Raw genomic sequence first — 17,191 nt, 5'->3', positions numbered from 1 at the left:
TCGGGCCTAAGGAGATCCGTCATGGAGCATGCTGCACAGGTCGTCGACCCCTTCATCTTCCGGCTGTCGATCTTCGTCCTCGCCGTCTTCGTCGGCTATTTCGTGGTGTGGTCGGTGACGCCTGCGCTGCACACGCCGCTGATGAGCGTGACCAACGCGATCTCCTCGGTGATCGTGGTCGGCGCGCTGCTGGCCGGCGGCGTCGCCAACGTCTCGAGCGGTTCGGGCTGGGCCCGCGCGTTCGGCTTCGTCGCGCTGATCTTCGCCTGCATCAACATCTTCGGGGGCTTCCTTGTCACCCAGCGCATGCTGGCGATGTACAAGAAGAAGTCGAAGTAAGCGGCCACCTCGGGCTGATGGGATCAATGGGGACCTGAGATGAGCGCCAATCTCTCTGCATTCTTGTATCTTGTGGCGGGGGTGCTGTTCATCCTGTCGCTGCGCGGGCTGTCGAGCCCCGCATCGTCGCGCCAAGGCAATCTGTTCGGCATGATCGGCATGGCGATCGCGGTCGCCACCACGCTGGCCAACCATCCGCCGGCCGACGGCCTCGCCTGGGTGCTCGTCATCGTCGGCATCGCGATCGGTGGTGCGATCGGTGCGGTCATCGCCCGCCGCGTGCCGATGACCTCGATGCCGGAACTGGTCGCCGCCTTCCACTCGCTGGTCGGCATGGCCGCGGTGCTGGTCGCCGCCGGCGCGTTCTACGCGCCCGAGGCTTTCGACATCGGCACCCCCGGCAATATCCATCCGCAGAGCCTGGTCGAGATGTCGCTCGGCGTCGCCATCGGCGCGCTGACCTTCACCGGCTCGGTGATCGCGTTCCTGAAGCTGTCCGCGCGCATGAGCGGCGCACCGATCATTCTGCCGTTCCGCCACGTCATCAACATCGTCCTCGCCATCCTGCTCGTCGTCTTCATCGTCGGGCTGGTGATGTCCGGCAGCGCGCTCGACTTCTGGCTGATCGTCATCCTCGCGCTGGCGCTCGGTGTGCTCATGATCATCCCGATCGGCGGCGCCGACATGCCGGTCGTGATCTCGATGCTGAACTCCTATTCCGGCTGGGCCGCGGCCGGCATCGGCTTCACGCTGGGCAACTCCGCGCTGATCATCACCGGCGCGCTGGTCGGCTCGTCGGGCGCGATCCTGTCCTACATCATGTGCCACGCGATGAACCGGTCCTTCATCTCGGTCATCCTCGGCGGCTTCGGCGGCGAGACTGCCGCTGCCGGCGGCGGAGCAGGCGGCGAGCAGAAGCCCGCCAAGCTTGGCTCGGCCGACGATGCGGCCTTCATCATGAAGAACGCCTCCAAGGTCATCATCGTGCCCGGCTACGGCATGGCGGTGGCGCAGGCCCAGCACGCACTGCGCGAAATGGCCGACATCCTGAAGAAGGAAGGCGTCGAGGTGAAATACGCCATTCACCCGGTCGCGGGCCGCATGCCCGGCCACATGAACGTGCTGCTCGCCGAAGCCAACGTACCCTATGACGAGGTGTTCGAGCTCGAGGACATCAACTCCGAATTCGCGCAGGCCGACATCGCCTTCGTGATCGGCGCCAACGACGTCACCAACCCGGCGGCGGAAGAGGACAAGACCTCGCCGATCTACGGCATGCCGGTGCTCCAGGTCTGGAAGGCCGGCACCGTGATGTTCATCAAGCGCTCGCTGGCGTCCGGTTATGCCGGCATCGACAACCCGCTGTTCTATCGCGACAACACCATGATGCTGCTCGGCGACGCCAAGAAGGTCACCGAGAACATCGTCAAGGCGATGTAGGACGGGACGCGGACCGTGGCCCTGAACAGGGAGTGGCACCGGTCCCATCGCATGCCAACGAAGGCGACGCGCAAGCAGCGCGTCGCATGGCACGCCGCCCATGCCACAGCATGCGGCTGCCGCGAGATTCCCTTGAGCATCCGGCCCGACGTCCTCAAATTGCTCAAGGGCCGTCGCAAGCCCTGAACTCCGGAATGACGGGGCCGCGATGACATTCCTGAAATGGACCGCCATCCTCCTTGTGGCCGGCTATGCCGCCGGTCTCGTCCTGCTCTTCGTGAAGCAGCGGGAGATGCTGTTTCCGATCCCGACCACTGAGCGCACCGCACCTGCCGCCGCAGGATTTCCGCAAGCCGAGGAGCACATCCTCACCACGTCGGATGGCGAGAAGGTGATCATCTGGCACGTGCCGCCGAAGCCCGGCCGTCCCGTGGTGCTGTTCTTCCACGGCAACGGCGATTTTCTTGCCGGCCTTGCCGGGCGCTTCAAGGCCATCACGGCTGACGGCACCGGCCTCGTCGCGCTGTCCTATCGCGGCTATGCGGGATCGAGTGGCGCGCCGAGCGAGGAGGGGCTGCTGCGTGACGCTGCCGTCGCCTATTCGTTTGCCACGCAGCGTTACGAGGCCCAGCGCATCGTCGTCTGGGGCTTCTCGCTCGGGACCGGCGTTGCCGTCGCCATCGCGTCAGAACACCCGGTTGGGAAGCTGATCCTCGAGGCGCCCTACACGTCGATCGCCGACGTCGCCGCGGCGCATTTCAGCTTCGTTCCGGTCCGTCTGCTGACGCGTGACCCGTTCCACTCGGATCAGCGTATCGCACGCGTCACGGCGCCACTCCTGATCGTGCATGGCGCGCAGGACCCGACCATTCCGATCGCCTTCGGGGAGAAGCTGTTTGCGCTGGCTCACGAGCCGAAGCGATTCGTTCGCATTGCCAGCGGCGGGCATGACGATCTCGGCAACTTTGGCATGACCGATATCGCCCGAGGCTTCATCAACGGCGCCTGAGGGCTGACGGGCGCGATCTTCTCGCGCATAATCGGCTGCCTATTTGAAGGAATCGTCTGCATGAGCGTACACGGACCGATGCCGCGGTCGTCCTGGATCTTCCCCGCTCTGGCGGTGCTGCTGTTCCTGATCGTCGCCGCGACCGGCTACGGCTTCACGCTGACGGCCGGCGGTGGTCTGTTCGCGATCGTGCTGCTGGTGATTCTGTTCGGCACGGTGTTCGCGGCGGTCCATCACTCCGAGGTGATCGCCGAGCGCATCGGCGAGCCCTACGGCACGCTGCTGCTCACGCTCGCGGTCACCATCATCGAGGTCGCGCTGATCACCACGATCATGCTCGGCGACAAGCCGGCCCCGGAGCTCGCGCGCGACACCGTCTTCGCGGTGGTGATGATCGTCTGCAACGGCCTTGTCGGCCTCTGTGTGTTCATCGGTGGCTTGCGCTACCGCGAGCAGGGCTTTCAGGTCTCGGGCGCCAACGTCTATCTCAGCGTGCTGGTCGCGCTCGCGACCCTGACGCTGATCATGCCAAATTACACGCTGACGACGCCGGGTCCGATCTATTCGACGCTCCAGCTCGGTTTCGTCGATCTCGTGACCATCGTCCTCTATGGCGTGTTCCTCTATACCCAGATGGTGCTCCACAAGGACTACTTCGTCCATGAGCGGGCGGACGGGAAGGGGGGCGAGGCGCATCTGTCGGGCAGGATGCTGGCGCTCAGCGTCGTATTGCTGCTGGTCTCGCTGCTGGCCGTCGTCCTGCTCGCCAAGAAGTTCTCGCTGGTGGTCGATGCCGTCGCCGTCAGGATCGGCGCCCCGCCGGCCTTTGCGGGCCTGCTGGTCGCGCTCCTGATCCTGATGCCGGAAGGCGTCTCGGCGATCGCGGCGGCCCGCAAGAACGACCTGCAGAAGAGCATCAATCTGGCGCTGGGGTCGTCGCTGGCGACCATCGGGCTGACGATTCCCGCGGTCGGGCTCGCCACCTACGCGATCGACCAGCCGCTGGTGCTGGGCCTTAACCCCCAGAATACGGCGCTGCTGTTCCTGACATTCTTGCTGAGCATGCTGACCTTCGGAACCGGCAGGACCAACGTCCTGTTCGGGCTGGTCCATATGGTGGTATTTGCCGTCTACGTGTTCATGGTTTTCGTGCCCTGATTCCCCCCAAAGAGGTTCCGATGCTTGCCGCCAAATCCGAGGTCCAGATCGACAATGAAGAGGTCCGGGTGACCGAATGGCGGCTCGCCCCGGGCAGCGCGACCGGGCACCACACCCACGGGATGGACTATGTCATCGTTCCCGTCGTCGCCGGCGAAATGACCATCGTAGCGCCCAGTGGCGAGCGGTCCAAGGCGCAGCTCAACGCCGGCAAATCCTACTTCCGCAAGGCCGGCGTCCAACACGACGTACTTAACGAAACCTCAACCGAGATCGTGTTCCTTGAGGTCGAGCTGAAGCCGTAAGACTGGCGTTACCCTTTGCCATCGATCCGTCGCAGTTGATCCCTTACAATGCCCCAAAGTTCCCGCATCTGGTCGCGCGGGGAGTGGCCGAGAAATGCTGAAATACCTCGCTAAAATCTCGATGGATATCTTCCCCTCGGTGCTCGCGACGATCATCGGGGCGTACATTGTTAACCACTACATCAACGCCAAGCCGCCGACTGATGCCCCTGCGGCCGTGGTGGCCCCCACCCAGGCCGGCAGCGACGGCAAGCCGACCGACACCGCCAACCTTCCCGCACCCGGCGTCAAGGCCAAGGGCGTCTCCGAGAAGAACGTGACCGAGAAGGCGGCGGTCGAGAAGCCTGCCGACAAGTCCGAGACCAAGGCCTCCGAGACCAAGGCTTCTGAGACCAAGTCTGCCGACGTTACTCCCGCCGAGACCGCTTCGCATGGCCGCCCGACGGCGCGTGAGAAGGCGGCCGCGAAGACGACCCCGGCTGCTCCCGCTGCCATCGCTCCGGTGGTTGAGGCCAATTCGGCTGCTGTATCACCGGCTGCGACGCCCGACGCCAACGATCTGGCGCGCGCCGCCATCGAGCGCCTGCGCAAGTCCCCCGAGGGCCGGGCCGCCGAGGCCAAAGCTGCCGAGACCAAGCCCGTTGAGCGAGCCCCGGAGCCTGCGGTGCGCGAAGCCGCCCGTACCCCGGAAGCTCCCCGTGTCGTGACGACGGAGTCGTCCGCGGTCCGTCCGCTGCCGCCGCCGATCACGGTGTCCACGCCGTCACCCGAGGCCTATGGCAATGGCGGCTCGTCGCCGTCCTACACGGCCTCGGTCGGCAATGACGACCCGAATCGAATCACCCCGCCGGCTGACATTCCCGTGCCGGTGATCGCGCCGCCGCTCGACTTGCGTGCCGATGCCGGCGCCCCCATGCCGCGGCCGAAGAAGACCAACGTGGCGGACGAGATGTTCTCGGGCATGAAGTCGATGTTCCACTCCGTCCTGCCCAAGAGCTCCACCCCCGATTAAGGCGGCGCCCGCGCTGCTGAAGGATCAGCCGCCGACGCGGGCGAGACCGCTGCGGGCGGCCTCGTCGCGCGGACGAAGCGCGACGGCTTTGTTGTAGGACATTGCTGCCTTGGCCCTGTCGCCCAGCCGCTCATAGACCTGTCCCCGCGCGGTCCAGACCTGGGCATTGTGCGGATCGGCCTCGGAGGCTTCGTCGAGATCGGCCGCGGCCTCCTTGACCTTGCCGAGGGCGAGATAGCTGTTGGCCCGGCCGAGCAGCGGCTCGGCCTTTTGCGGATTGAGCCCGCTCGCGGCGCTGAAATCGGCGACTGCGAAATCGTGCTGGTTATTGCCCTGGTAGATCAGCGCGCGGCCATAGAGCGCCTGCGCATTGTAGGGGTCGAGCGCGACGGCGCGATTGAACTCGTCCAGCGCGGCCGCCGTGTCGCCTGACTTGGCGAGGGCCTGGGCCTTGGCGGTATGGGTCTGGGCTTCGGTGACGCTGCCGGCGCTGACCGCGCTCTCCGTGGCGGCCGCCGCCTTGGGCGCCTCCTGCGGCTTGTCCTTCTCCGGCATCAACGATCCCAGGTCGAATGAGCAGCCGCATAGTGCGATCCCCATCAAAGCCAATGCGAGCGGCCGCTGCCAGATCTGGCAGCGCCGCGCCATGCCGCGCGGGGGAAAGGGGGAGGAGGCCATCTACGGTTCGCTCGCGCTGGTGCCGCATCGGTAGTGCCCCGTCCCAGAAAGGCACCGCTCATAAACAATAACGCGGGCCAAGGGCCCGCGTCATCGAAAACTAAAGACTTGGAAAACTGAGGTCTTACAAGTTCGGCAAGATCAGCGCGGTCCGCGCGGACCTGCACCTGCGCCGGGGCCGCCACGGCCGCCACGATCACCGCCGGGGCCAGCGCCGAACACCGGCTTCGGCTTCATCGGCAGCAGGCCTTCGCGCTGCAGCTTCTTGCGGGCCAGCTTGCGCGCGCGGCGCACGGCTTCGGCCTTCTCGCGGGCCTTCTTCTCGGAGGGCTTTTCGTAGTGACCGCGGAGCTTCATCTCGCGGAAAATACCCTCGCGCTGCATCTTCTTCTTCAGCGCCTTGAGGGCTTGGTCGACATTGTTATCGCGAACGAGAACCTGCACGCGGCATCCTCTTCAGTGGATCGGATTTGAATTCTGGTAAGTCAAAGGGGATGGCAAAACGCGCAAGCCCTTAACCTTGAGCGCGCGGATGTATCAGACAAAACCTGGGATGTCCACCTGCCAACCGGCTTTTCGGGCCAAGTTCAGCCATCAAATGCGGCGAAAATGCTCCCTTGCGGCCCTGATTTGGGAGAATCGGCGCTAAGAAGGGCCGTAGCGGACTTTTGTTCCGGAATCTTTGAAATCAGGGGAGACTTCACATGGACATGAGGAAATACGCAGCCGAGGCCATCGGCACGTTCTGGCTCACATTCGCAGGCTGCGGCAGCGCCGTGATCGCGGCCGGCTTTCCGCAGGTCGGGATCGGCCTCGTCGGCGTGTCCCTGGCCTTCGGATTGAGCGTCGTCACCATGGCCTATGCGATCGGCCACATCTCGGGCTGCCATCTCAATCCGGCCGTCACGGTCGGCCTTGCCGCCGGCGGGCGCTTTCCGGTCGGCCAGATTCTGCCTTACGTGATCGCGCAGGTCTGTGGTGCGATCGTGGCCGCGCAACTGCTCTACATCATCGCCAGCGGCGCCCCCGGCTTCGACGTCAGCAAAGGTTTTGCGTCGAACGGGTACGATGCGCATTCGCCGGGTCAGTACAGCATGGTCGCGTGCTTCATCACCGAGGTCGTGATGACCATGATGTTCCTGTTCGTCATCATGGGCGCCACCCACGGCCGCGCACCGGCGGGCTTCGCCCCGCTCGCGATCGGGCTTGCGCTGGTGATGATCCATCTCGTCAGCATCCCCGTAACCAACACGTCGGTGAACCCTGCGCGCAGCACGGGTCCCGCACTGTTCGTCGGCGGCTGGGCGATGGCGCAGCTCTGGATGTTCTGGGTTGCCCCGCTGATCGGCGGCGCGCTGGGCGGGGTGATCTATCGCTGGCTCAGCGAGGAGCCCACGGGCGTGGTCGCGGGCGCGAAGACGGCGTGATCGCCAAGCGGGATCGCAGCCCGTGCTGCGGTCCCCCTCACTTGCTCTTGGCTTAGTTCTCTTGGCTTAGTTGCTCTTGGATGGCCTGACTTCGACGACATGGCCCATCTTGCGGCCGGGGCGCGGCGTACCCTTGCCGTAGATGTGCACGGTCGCGCCCGGCACGCTCAGCCACTTCTCGTAATCGTGGATCTCGTCGCCGATCAGATTGGTCATGGTGACGATCTCGCCGTGGCGCACCGGCTTGCCGAGCGGCCAGCCGGCGATGGCGCGGATGTGCTGCTCGAACTGCGAGACGGAGGCGCCGTCGAGCGTCCAGTGTCCGGAATTGTGGACGCGCGGGGCGATCTCGTTGACCAACACCTTCGGTCCGGTGCCGTTGGCGAGCACGAACATCTCGACGGCGAGCACGCCGACATAATCGAGTGCGCTGGCGATCTTCCCGGCGATGTTGCGGGCTTCCTCGGCGAGCGCGTCCGGGATCTGGGCGGGCGCGCGCGAGATCTTCAGGATGTGGTCGCGGTGCTCGTTCTCGGTGACGTCGAAGCACTCGACCTGGCCGGTGGCCGAGCGTGCGGCGATCACCGAGATCTCGCGCTCGTACGGCACGAAGGCTTCCAGGATCGCCGATTTGGTGGCGAGGCTGGTCCACACCTTGGCGATGTCGTCGCCCTCGCGGATGATGGCCTGGCCCTTGCCGTCATAGCCGAAGCGGCGGGTTTTCAGCACCGCTGGAAGGCCGATCCTGACGATCGCCTCGCGCAGCGAGGAGACGGAGATGACGTCGGCGTAAGCGGCCGTGCCGATGCCGAGCTTCGTCACAAAGTCCTTCTCGGCGAGGCGGTCCTGGGTGGTCTCGAGGATCTTGCGGTTGGGCAGCACCGGGCGGCGCGCATTCAGCACCATCGCGGCCGCCGACGGCACGTTCTCGAATTCGTAGGTGATGACGTCGACGTCGTTGGCGAACATCTCCAGCGCTTCGACATCGGCATATTCGGCGCAGGTCGCGTTCAGCACGACGTCGAAGGCCGGCGAGTCCGGATCGGGCGAGAACACCTGGCAGCGCAGGCCTAGCCGCGCCGCGGCCATGGCCAGCATCCGCCCGAGTTGTCCGCCGCCGAGAATTCCGATGGTGTCGCCGGGCTTCAGCGTCACCTGCTTTGCGTCAGTCACGCCTTGTCCTCCGGGCGCTCGGCAACGGCCTCGGTCTGCGCCTTGCGCCAGGCGGCAAGGCGGTCGGACAGGGCCGAGTCGGACAGCGCCAGGACGGCGGCTGCAAGCAGCGCCGAATTGATCGCGCCGGCCTTGCCGATGGCGAGGGTGCCGACCGGGATGCCCGCGGGCATCTGCACGATCGAATAGAGCGAATCGATGCCCTTGAGCGTCCTCGATTCGACGGGAACGCCGAACACCGGCAGTTCCGTCAGTGCCGCGGCCATGCCGGGCAGATGCGCCGCGCCGCCGGCGCCGGCGATGATGACTTTGTAACCCGCCGCCTTGGCTCCTTTGGCGAACGCAAACAGCCTGTCGGGGGTGCGGTGGGCCGAAACGATGCGGGTGTCGGCGGCGACGCCGAGCGCGGCAAGCGTCTCGGCGGCATGCCGCATCGTTTCCCAGTCCGACTGGCTTCCCATGATGATGGCGATCGGCGCGGTCATGACGTCAATTGTGCTCGGAAAACAGGAAGATAGGCCAGATTAATGGTTCCGGCCGGCGGCTCGCAAGGCGGTGGCAAGGAGAAGGGAATGCACTATCCTGTCTTGGTGAATCCCCGCAAGCCTTCAATTGAGCAGGATGCCCATGAAGAAACCAAAAAGGGCGCGCGCTGCGAAGGCCAAAAAGGGCCGGAAAATCAGCGCCAGCCGGTCCAAACCCGCCGCCAAACGGGTGTCGAAGCATCCGACCACGCCGTCGCGGCGCGGAGCCTCAGCCGCCGACGTCACCAAGGCCATCATCCGGGGCCTGCGCAACAAGCTCAAGGCGGCGGAGCGGCGGGTTGCGGAACTGGAGGCCGCCGCCGACACCGATTTCCTGCTCGAGATCCCGAACCGGCGCGGCTTCGAGCGCGAGCTCACGCGCGCCATCGCCTACATGAAGCGCTACCGCGCCAGCGGCGCCCTGATCGTGCTCGACGTCGATCGGTTGAAGCCGATCAACGATTCCTTCGGCCATGCCGCCGGCGACGAGGTGCTCAAGACAATCGCGGCCGCGCTGACGCGGCAGGTCCGCGCCTCCGATGTGGTTGGCCGGCTCGGCGGCGACGAGTTCGCGCTGCTGCTGTGGAATCTCAGCGAGACCGATGCCAAGGCGAAAGCGGCGGCCTTCGAGCAGGCGATCGACGAATTGTCTTTCGTCTTTCGCGGGCAGCACGTGGCCGCGGGCGCTTCCGCCGGGGTCGCGCTGCTCGGCGCGCAGTCTGATTCAAGCCGCGCGCTGGAGGAGGCCGACGCCGCCATGTATGTGCGCAAGGCATGCCGGCGGCATGAGCCGCGGATCAGGCTCGTCGGCAGCTAGAGTTGCAGCTAGAGTTAGAGCGTGGCGAGATCTTCCGGCACGTTGCCGAACTTGCGCAGCAGCGTGGCATCACCGAATTCGCCGGTCATGGGATCGCCGCTACGGCTGAACGCGACCGCGCCGATGTGGCCGGCACCGCGCGACAAGGCCTCAGCGCGTCGCAGCGCGGCCGTCGAGCTCTGGCATTCCTCGGCGGCGCCCGCGACAGGCGATCCGTCGGCATCGATCAGAAAAGGCATTGCAACGTAATAGGTCACATCCGACATGGCGTTGCTCCGGTGATCAAAACTAGGCGGTGCTGTTCTTGCCCCGCGTCCAGCTGCGCGAGGTCTCGGGAATGCAGCCGGCGGAAATCGCCGCCTGCAGCTCTTCCAGTTCGGCCTCCAGATATTCGTTCGCCATGATCAGCGCCTTGATGGTGCTGCGCAGATTGCCGTCGCACATCGCGATCGCCTGATCGCAGGCTTGTTCGTAATAGCTGTTGTCCAAAAGGGCGGTTGCCGGCATCTGCGTTGTCCTTGCGGGTTTTTCTCGGGGGCTTCTTGGAGTTTTCCTCGGGATATTTCTTGGGCGCGTTCTTTGAGGGCGTTCCTTGGGCGTTTCCTGGGCCGTTGGGCGGTCGAATGTTCTCTCTTTGTTCTTTTCGAGTCAAGCGGATTCACGCGCGGCGAGGTGCCACGAAAAACGGTTCGCCGTTCAGGCGATGATGTCAGGCGTGATCTGGTCTTCGATGAAGGCGATACGGTCGCGCAACAAGAGCTTGCGCTTCTTCAACCGCTGTAACCGCAATAGGTCGGGGGCGGGCGATTGATGCAGTGCATCGATCGCCGCATCGAGATCTCGGTGTTCCTGCTGCAACCGGGTGAGCTCGGATTCGAGTTCACGCTCGTCTTCATTGGTCATGTCTGCGGTGGCCGAAAAACCGATAGGCGTGAGATTAAGGCTGTGGATGCCCTGTGGAAATTATCGTCCTTGCGCGGCGTGATCGCAAGCGATCTGCGACCCTCGCGCGCCAATCTCCCGCAACATATTTCTGCGGGCCGCCGCGGCGGTTCGCAAGCGCATTGATATCATGAATTTTTCCGGCGCGGTTCCTTAGTCACGCTTAATTACATATGAATTTTCAAAAATGCCGCTGCGACGACGGATACGTATCGACAGAACGAATCGGTGATGTAGACTTCGCTGTCCGGATCGAATCCTAAGGCTCAATCCTACCGAGGAGGTTTCGAATGACAATTCAGGCACATCTGGTTGAATTGGAGCGGAAGCACAAACTTCTCGAAAACGAATTGCACGAAGCTCTCGTGCACCTTTCAACAGACGACCTGCAAATTGTTGAGTTGAAGCGCCGCAAGTTGATGGTCAAGGACCAGATCGAGCGTTTGAAGCAAGGCGACACGCTCCACTAGTAACCCCCGTAACAGCGTAGAGTTTGGCCGCACCCTTTCACGCAGGGATGAGAGCTGTTGCGCTCGTCCCTGCAGGAAGGTGCGAACGCCGCGCGGCTGTGGCTCTGCGGCGTTTCTTGTCTTGACGCGTTTTCTTGATGCGAACCGGTATCCACTTCGCTCGAAAACGCTCTAGATCTCTGCGAGTTCGGCGACGTGATCGGCGATCGCGAGCGACGACGTCAGTCCCGGCGATTCGATGCCGAACAGGTTGATCAGGCCTTCAACGCCGTGATCGCGCGGGCCCTGCATCAGGAAGTCCTGCGTGGCTACCGCTGGCGGCACGATCTTCGGGCGGATGCCTGAATAACTCGGCATCAGTGCGCCATCGGGCAGCGTCGGCCAGTATTTGCGGATCGCAGGATAGAAACGCTCCGAGCGCGACGGATCGACCTCGTAGTTGATCGTCTCGATCCATTCGACGTCCGGGCCGAAGCGCGCCTGGCCCGCCATGTCCAGCGTCAGATGCACGCCGAGACCGCCGGGCTCGGGCACCGGATAGATCAGGCGCGAGAACGGCGCCTTGGCGTTGCAGCTGAAATAGTTTCCCTTGGCGAGATAGGCCGGCGGAATCCGGTCCAGCGGCATGCCGTCGATGTTGCGCGCCACCGTCGTCGCCGCGAGCCCCGCGGCGTTGACGAGGAGGCTGCATTGCAGCGTCATCGGCGCCTCACCGCCGGCCTCGACCTCGATGAAGCCGCCGGCCGCCTTGGCGCGGATCAGCGGAGTGTGAAACGCAAAGGCAGCGCCGGAATCCTCGGCCTCGCCGCGCAGCGAGAGCATGTAGGCGTGGCTGTCGATGATGCCGGTCGAAGGCGAGAGCAGCGCAGCGTCGCAGGCCAGCGCCGGCTCCAGCGCGCGTGCGGCCTCGCCTGACAATAGCTGCATGTCGAGCACGCCATTGGCCTCGGCATGCGCCTTGATCGACTGCAGCTTCTCGGTCTCTTTCGGAGAGGTCGCGACGATCAGCTTGCCGCAATTCTTGTGCGGGATGCCGCGCTCGCCGCAGTAGCGATAGAGCGCGTGCTTGCCGCTGACGCACATCCGCGCCATCCAGCTTCCGGCGCGGTAGTAGATGCCGGCATGGATCACCTCGCTGTTGCGCGAGGAGGTGATGGTGCCGATCGCCTCGGCTTCCTCGAGCACGATCACCTCGCGCCCGGCCTGTGCGAGCTTTCGAGCCACCGCGAGCCCGACCACGCCGGCTCCGATGACGATGCAATCGACCTTATCCATGGTTGTGCAGGATGTCCGCTGGAAGCGCCGGTGGCATCAAATCCGGGAAGTCGGGCGCCGGGCCGTTCTCCGTTAAGGAAGCATTTATCATGTCAGGGCAATTGCCGTATTTGGCGTCACATTTTTCTGTTGCGCGTACAGGCGTTTACCCGATCCAAACCGGCGAGGCCAGACAATCCGACGTTGAAATCGCGGGTGGCTGATGGCTGAAAAGAACTGGCACGCGGGCAGCATGCTTCCGATTGCTGTGCAGGCCGTCGTGTGCCTGGCCGGCGCGGTCGCGCCTGCGCGTGCCTTCGCGCTGTCGGACGGCCTGGAGGCGCCGAGCGCGTTCGATCCCAACCTGATTTGGGAAGCCCTGATCGGGGGCATCGTCGTGTGCGCGTTCCTGGCGGCAGTCGCGTTGTGGGTCCATTCGGCCCTGCGCCGGACCAGGCGGTCGCAATTGCGGCGCAACGCCTTCATCTCCTCGGCCATGAACAATCTCAACCAGGGCGTGGTGATGACGGATGCGCAGCGGCGCATCATCTTCTGCAACGATCGCTATCTCGACATCTACGGCCTGGCACGCTCGGACCTGTGGTCCGGCATGAGCGGCTACGACATCCTCGAGCTCAGGCGCAAGCGCGGCGTCCTCGGCGGCGTCTCCGACGACGAGTTCTACGACAAGGCGGCGAGCACCAACGGCCTGATCACCGAGCTGCCGGACGGCCGCGCCATCCTGGTTAAATATTTCACACTGCCGAACGGCGGTTCGGTGGCGACGCATCTCGATGTCAGCGAACAGCGCATTCTGTCGCGACAGCTCGCCTCCACCAAGCAGTTCCTGGAAACGGTGCTGGACAACGTGCCGGCCTGCGTCGCCGCCAAGAATATCGAGGACGGCCGCTATATCTTCGCCAACAGCGCCTATGAGCGGTTCTGGGGCTTCTCGCGCGACCACGTGGTCGGCAAGAACGCGTGCGAGCTGTTCGCGCGGGCCTCGGCGGCCGCCATCGAGGCGACCGACCGGACCGCGTTGCTGGCGGCGGACGGACAATACCGCAACGAGTTCGAGGTCGAGCGCGGCGGGTCGCGGAGCATGGTGGCCTCGATCCGCATCGTGGTCCGCAACGAGAGCAACAAGCCGGAATTCCTGCTGCTGGTGTTCGAGGACATCACCGACCGCCGCTCGCTGTCGCAGGAGCTGGAGAGCACCAAGAAATTCCTCGAGCTGGTGGTCGACAACATCCCGGTGGCGCTGATTGTCGAGCAGGTCAAGGATGGCCGCTACCTGCTCGCGAACCGGAGCGCGGAGACGATCCTCAACCGCCGGCGCGAGGAGGCCACGGGCCTCACCGCGTCCGACATCTTCAATCCCAAGGAAGCCAAGCTGATCATCGCGCGCGACGAGGCCGCGATCAAGAAGCGCGGGATGATCACCGAGGAGCATCCGATCTCCACCAAGGACGGCCTGCGGCTGTTCCTGACCCGGCGGGCCACCGTGCTGAGCGATGCCGGTGAGCCGCAATATCTGATCAAGACCCACGAAGATGTCACCGACCGCCGGCAGACCGAGTCGCGCATGGCGCATATGGCCTATCATGACGGCCTGACCGATCTGCCGAACCGCGCCGCCTTCCTGCAGGCGCTGACCCAGATGATCGAGGCCTGCGAGGGCACCGGCGAGGAATTCGCGGTGCTCTGCGTCGATCTCGACGGCCTCAAGGAGGTCAACGACGTCTTCGGCCATGCGCTCGGCGACAAGCTGCTGATCGAGGTGGCCCAGCGGCTGCAGGATTCCGCACGTGGCGGCGTGGTGGCGCGCCTGTCCGGCGACGAGTTCGGCCTGATCATCGACGGCAAGCAGCCCGAGGCCGGCCTCGCGCTGGCGCAGCAGATCGGCGAGGCCGTCGCGCAGGAATTCCAGATCGACGGCCGGCCTGTTCGTGCCGGCGTCACCACCGGCATGTCGATCTTCCCGCACAACGGCGCCGACGGCGCCTCGCTGCTCGCCAATGCCGGTGCGGCGCTGTTCCGCGCCAAGCAGAAGTCGCGCGGCACGATCAGCCTCTACCAGCCGGAGATGGACCAGCAGATCCGCGATCGCCGCGTGCTGCACCAGGACCTCTCGATGGCGATCAAGAACGGCGAGCTGTCGCTGGCCTTCCAGCCGCAGGGCATCGCGCGCCACAGCGTCGCCGAGAGCGACATCATCGGCTTCGAGGCGCTGGCGCGCTGGCAGCATCCGGTCCGCGGCCAGGTCTCGCCGGCTGAATTCATCCCGATCGCCGAGGAGAGCGGCCTGATCGTCGAGATGGGCGAGTGGATCTTGCGCGAGGCCTGCCGCGAGGCGGCGTCCTGGCCGAAGCCGTTGCAAGTGGCGGTCAATCTGTCGCCGGCGCAGTTTATGCACGGCGACGTGGTCGGGCTGGTCCATTCGATCCTGATCGAGACGGGCCTTGCGCCAGGCCGGCTCGAGCTCGAGATCACCGAGGGCGTGCTGATCGAGGATTTTGATCGCGGCCTGGCGCTGCTGCGCCGGCTGAAGGCGCTCGGCGTGCGCATCTCCATGGACGATTTCGGCAGCGGCTATTCCTCGCTGAGCTATCTCCAGGCGTTCCCGTTCGACAAGATCAAGATCGACCGCGCCTTCATCATCAATCTCGGCCGCAACCCGCAATCGGCAGCGATCGTGCGCGCCGTGATCGATCTCGGCCACGGCCTCGAAATGTCGATCATCGCCGAGGGCGTCGAGACGGTCGAGCAACTCGCCTTCCTCGCCAAGGAGGGCTGCGACGGCGTGCAGGGCTATCTGCTCGGCAAGCCGCTGCCGATCGGCAAATATGCCGGCCTCGTCGGCCGTGCCGAGGCCATGGAGCTGGCGCTCAAGACCGGTTAGAGCGGTTTCGAGCGAAGAACCTCCGGCTCGCGTCAGGAAAACGCGTCAAAAGAACAATCGGGGGGCCCTGTTCCGATTTCATCGGAACGGAAATGCCTCTAGGGATGGTGAGCGCTTCGCTCCCTCTCGACGGTTTCATGGCGGATTACGATCTTGCGATCATCGGCGGCGGCCTGAACGGTGTCAGCCTTGCGCGCGATGCGGCCGGCCGCGGCCTGCGCGTCATTCTGTTCGAGCAGGGCGATCTCGGCGGCGCGGCCTCGTCGGCGACGCCGCAGCTGATCCACGGCGATCTGTCGGTGCTGGAGCGCCGTGGCTTCTGGCGGGTGCGCCGGGCGCTGGCCGAGCGGCGGATTTGGCTCGCCATCGCGCCGCATCTGGTCCGGCCGATGCGCTTCGCCATCCCCGCGCATTCCGACGAGCGGCCGCCGTGGCTGCTGCGCGCCGGCCTGTATGTTTATGACGGCCTGACGAATCGCGGCGGCCTGCCGCCATCGGTGACCCTCGACATCACGCACCATCCCGTCGGCAATGCGCTGAAGCGTCCGTTCGGCATGGCGTTCGAATATTCGGACTGCGTCGTCGACGATTCGCGTCTGGTGGTGCTCACGGCGCTGGATGCAGCCGAACGTGGTGCCGCGATCCGGACCGGAGCGCGTTGCGTGCGGGCCGACAGAACCGACACCTGGCGGCTCGCGGTGGTCGATCGCGGCCACCGCCGCACGGTCACGTCGCGGGCGCTCGCCAACGCCACCGGCGCCTGGGCGCCGATCGTCGCGGAGACTGTGCTGCGGCAGCCGCAGCCGGCCATGGTCGCCATGCAGATGAGCCAGATCGTCGTGCCAAAACTGTTCGATTCGGAGAACGTCTACGTTTTCCAGAACGATGACGGGCGGCTGATCTTCGCGCGTCCGTTCGAGCGCGACTTCACGCTGATCGGCACGGTCACGCGCGCTTTTACCGGCGATCCCGCGATCGTGGCGATGCCGGGCGCCGATATCAGCTATCTCTGCGAGGCGGCCAGCCGCTATTTCCGCGAGCGCGTTGCCCCGACCGACGTGGTCCGGACGGTCTCCGGCGTCAACCTGACGCTGGCGTCCGCGCGCGGACGCGACTGCACGACATTGTTCCACGCGCGCCGGCGCAAGGCGCCGCTGATCACCATGTTCGGCGGCGACGTCACCACCTCGCGCCTCCGCGCGGAGCGGGCGGTCACGCGGCTGACACCGTTCTATCCGATGTCGCGGCCCTGGACCGCCGGCGCGGCGCTGCCCGGCGGAGATTTTGCCTGGGATCGTTTCGACACCGAAGTCGATCTCGCGCGCGACCGCTGGCGCTTTCTCTCGGAGCCGGAGGCCCAGCGCCTCGTCGCAGCCTATGGCTCGCGGCTATCGGCAGTGCTCGGCGAGGCGAAGACGCGCGACGAACTCGGTCCCACCTTCGGTCCCGAGCTGAGCGCCGCCGAAGTGCGCTATCTCATGACCCAAGAATGGGCACGCTTCCCCGAGGACATCCTGTGGCGCCGCTCCAAGCTCGGCTTGACCATGCCGGCCGCGGACCGCGACGCGCTGGCGGCGTTCATGGCGAATCTGAGCCAGTCACCGGCGTAGCCCGGATGGAGCAAAGCGCAATCCGGGAAAGTGTCGACGCCGATGCACCGCCCCGGATTACGCTTCGCTCCATCCGGGCTACAGGAGTGCAATGTAAGTCGTCGAACCGGTTGAGCAAAAGCGGATCGGCC

General features: G+C 65.1%; 19 protein-coding genes. 11 read left to right on the top strand and 8 right to left on the bottom strand.

The window, feature by feature from the left end; genetic code table 11:
* The first annotated feature begins 21 nt into the window (after positions 1–21).
* From RAD16_RS25605 to RAD16_RS25580, 6 genes are all read left to right on the top strand, one after another.
* Positions 22–339, top strand: coding sequence for a proton-translocating transhydrogenase family protein (locus RAD16_RS25605; protein WP_014492434.1), 318 nt, complete (start codon positions 22–24; stop codon positions 337–339).
* 39 nt (positions 340–378) lie between these two features.
* Positions 379–1,779, top strand: coding sequence for an NAD(P)(+) transhydrogenase (Re/Si-specific) subunit beta (locus tag RAD16_RS25600; RefSeq protein WP_458160613.1), 1,401 nt, complete (start codon positions 379–381; stop codon positions 1,777–1,779).
* A 208-nt stretch (positions 1,780–1,987) separates the two neighbouring features.
* Positions 1,988–2,788 carry an alpha/beta hydrolase gene (locus RAD16_RS25595; RefSeq protein WP_458160612.1) on the top strand — a complete coding sequence of 267 codons (801 nt, stop codon included), beginning with the start codon at positions 1,988–1,990 and terminating at the stop codon, positions 2,786–2,788.
* A gap of 60 nt (positions 2,789–2,848) precedes the next feature.
* Positions 2,849–3,946: a calcium:proton antiporter gene (locus RAD16_RS25590; protein WP_458160611.1), complete on the top strand. Its 1,098-nt coding sequence runs from the start codon at positions 2,849–2,851 to the stop codon at positions 3,944–3,946.
* A gap of 20 nt (positions 3,947–3,966) precedes the next feature.
* Complete coding sequence (locus RAD16_RS25585; RefSeq protein ID WP_458160610.1) at positions 3,967–4,251, top strand: cupin domain-containing protein; 285 nt, start codon at positions 3,967–3,969, stop codon at positions 4,249–4,251.
* A gap of 94 nt (positions 4,252–4,345) precedes the next feature.
* Positions 4,346–5,263 (top strand): hypothetical protein, encoded by a 918-nt coding sequence (locus tag RAD16_RS25580; protein WP_458160609.1) that lies wholly within the window; start codon positions 4,346–4,348, stop codon positions 5,261–5,263.
* 24 nt (positions 5,264–5,287) lie between these two features.
* Here RAD16_RS25580 and RAD16_RS25575 read toward each other — a convergent pair whose 3' ends face one another.
* Both RAD16_RS25575 and rpsU read right to left on the bottom strand, forming a co-directional pair.
* Positions 5,288–5,941 (bottom strand): tetratricopeptide repeat protein, encoded by a 654-nt coding sequence (locus RAD16_RS25575; protein WP_458160608.1) that lies wholly within the window; start codon positions 5,939–5,941, stop codon positions 5,288–5,290.
* Positions 5,942–6,082: 141 nt separating this feature from the next.
* Complete coding sequence (gene rpsU, locus RAD16_RS25570; RefSeq protein WP_092227201.1) at positions 6,083–6,385, bottom strand: 30S ribosomal protein S21; 303 nt, start codon at positions 6,383–6,385, stop codon at positions 6,083–6,085.
* Between the two features lie 260 nt (positions 6,386–6,645).
* On the opposite strand from rpsU, the gene aqpZ reads away from it, so the two are divergent.
* Positions 6,646–7,368 carry an aquaporin Z gene (gene aqpZ, locus RAD16_RS25565; protein WP_458160607.1) on the top strand — a complete coding sequence of 241 codons (723 nt, stop codon included), beginning with the start codon at positions 6,646–6,648 and terminating at the stop codon, positions 7,366–7,368.
* A gap of 66 nt (positions 7,369–7,434) precedes the next feature.
* Here aqpZ and RAD16_RS25560 read toward each other — a convergent pair whose 3' ends face one another.
* Together RAD16_RS25560 and purE are read right to left on the bottom strand one after the other, a co-directional pair.
* Positions 7,435–8,541 (bottom strand): 5-(carboxyamino)imidazole ribonucleotide synthase, encoded by a 1,107-nt coding sequence (locus tag RAD16_RS25560; RefSeq protein ID WP_458160606.1) that lies wholly within the window; start codon positions 8,539–8,541, stop codon positions 7,435–7,437.
* Positions 8,538–9,026, bottom strand: a complete 489-nt coding sequence (purE, locus tag RAD16_RS25555; RefSeq protein ID WP_458160605.1) for a 5-(carboxyamino)imidazole ribonucleotide mutase — start codon at positions 9,024–9,026, stop codon at positions 8,538–8,540. Before purE ends, RAD16_RS25560 begins: the two co-directional genes overlap by 4 nt.
* A gap of 142 nt (positions 9,027–9,168) precedes the next feature.
* Between purE and RAD16_RS25550 the strand changes: the two genes are divergently transcribed.
* Complete coding sequence (locus RAD16_RS25550; RefSeq protein ID WP_458160604.1) at positions 9,169–9,882, top strand: GGDEF domain-containing protein; 714 nt, start codon at positions 9,169–9,171, stop codon at positions 9,880–9,882.
* Positions 9,883–9,896: 14 nt separating this feature from the next.
* Here RAD16_RS25550 and RAD16_RS25545 read toward each other — a convergent pair whose 3' ends face one another.
* The 3 genes from RAD16_RS25545 to RAD16_RS25535 all read right to left on the bottom strand — a co-directional run bounded on the left by RAD16_RS25545 (position 9,897) and on the right by RAD16_RS25535 (position 10,785).
* A complete protein-coding gene (locus RAD16_RS25545; protein WP_128918215.1) occupies positions 9,897–10,148 on the bottom strand; it encodes a hypothetical protein in 252 nt (83 codons plus the stop codon).
* Between the two features lie 22 nt (positions 10,149–10,170).
* Positions 10,171–10,389 (bottom strand): hypothetical protein, encoded by a 219-nt coding sequence (locus RAD16_RS25540; protein ID WP_458160603.1) that lies wholly within the window; start codon positions 10,387–10,389, stop codon positions 10,171–10,173.
* Between the two features lie 189 nt (positions 10,390–10,578).
* A complete protein-coding gene (locus tag RAD16_RS25535; RefSeq protein ID WP_008131174.1) occupies positions 10,579–10,785 on the bottom strand; it encodes a YdcH family protein in 207 nt (68 codons plus the stop codon).
* Between the two features lie 329 nt (positions 10,786–11,114).
* On the opposite strand from RAD16_RS25535, the gene RAD16_RS25530 reads away from it, so the two are divergent.
* Positions 11,115–11,294: a YdcH family protein gene (locus tag RAD16_RS25530; protein ID WP_025034152.1), complete on the top strand. Its 180-nt coding sequence runs from the start codon at positions 11,115–11,117 to the stop codon at positions 11,292–11,294.
* 171 nt (positions 11,295–11,465) lie between these two features.
* On the opposite strand, the gene RAD16_RS25525 is transcribed toward RAD16_RS25530, so the two are convergent.
* Positions 11,466–12,569 (bottom strand): NAD(P)/FAD-dependent oxidoreductase, encoded by a 1,104-nt coding sequence (locus RAD16_RS25525; RefSeq protein ID WP_458160602.1) that lies wholly within the window; start codon positions 12,567–12,569, stop codon positions 11,466–11,468.
* A 202-nt stretch (positions 12,570–12,771) separates the two neighbouring features.
* Between RAD16_RS25525 and RAD16_RS25520 the strand changes: the two genes are divergently transcribed.
* Together RAD16_RS25520 and RAD16_RS25515 are read left to right on the top strand one after the other, a co-directional pair.
* Positions 12,772–15,450, top strand: coding sequence for a sensor domain-containing protein (locus RAD16_RS25520; protein ID WP_458160601.1), 2,679 nt, complete (start codon positions 12,772–12,774; stop codon positions 15,448–15,450).
* 137 nt (positions 15,451–15,587) lie between these two features.
* Positions 15,588–17,060, top strand: a complete 1,473-nt coding sequence (locus tag RAD16_RS25515; protein ID WP_458160600.1) for a glycerol-3-phosphate dehydrogenase — start codon at positions 15,588–15,590, stop codon at positions 17,058–17,060.
* Positions 17,061–17,191: the final 131 nt, after the last annotated feature.

Source organism: Bradyrhizobium sp. 18BD (assembly GCF_054185225.1).
This window is presented reverse-complemented; position numbering and strand designations above follow the sequence as displayed.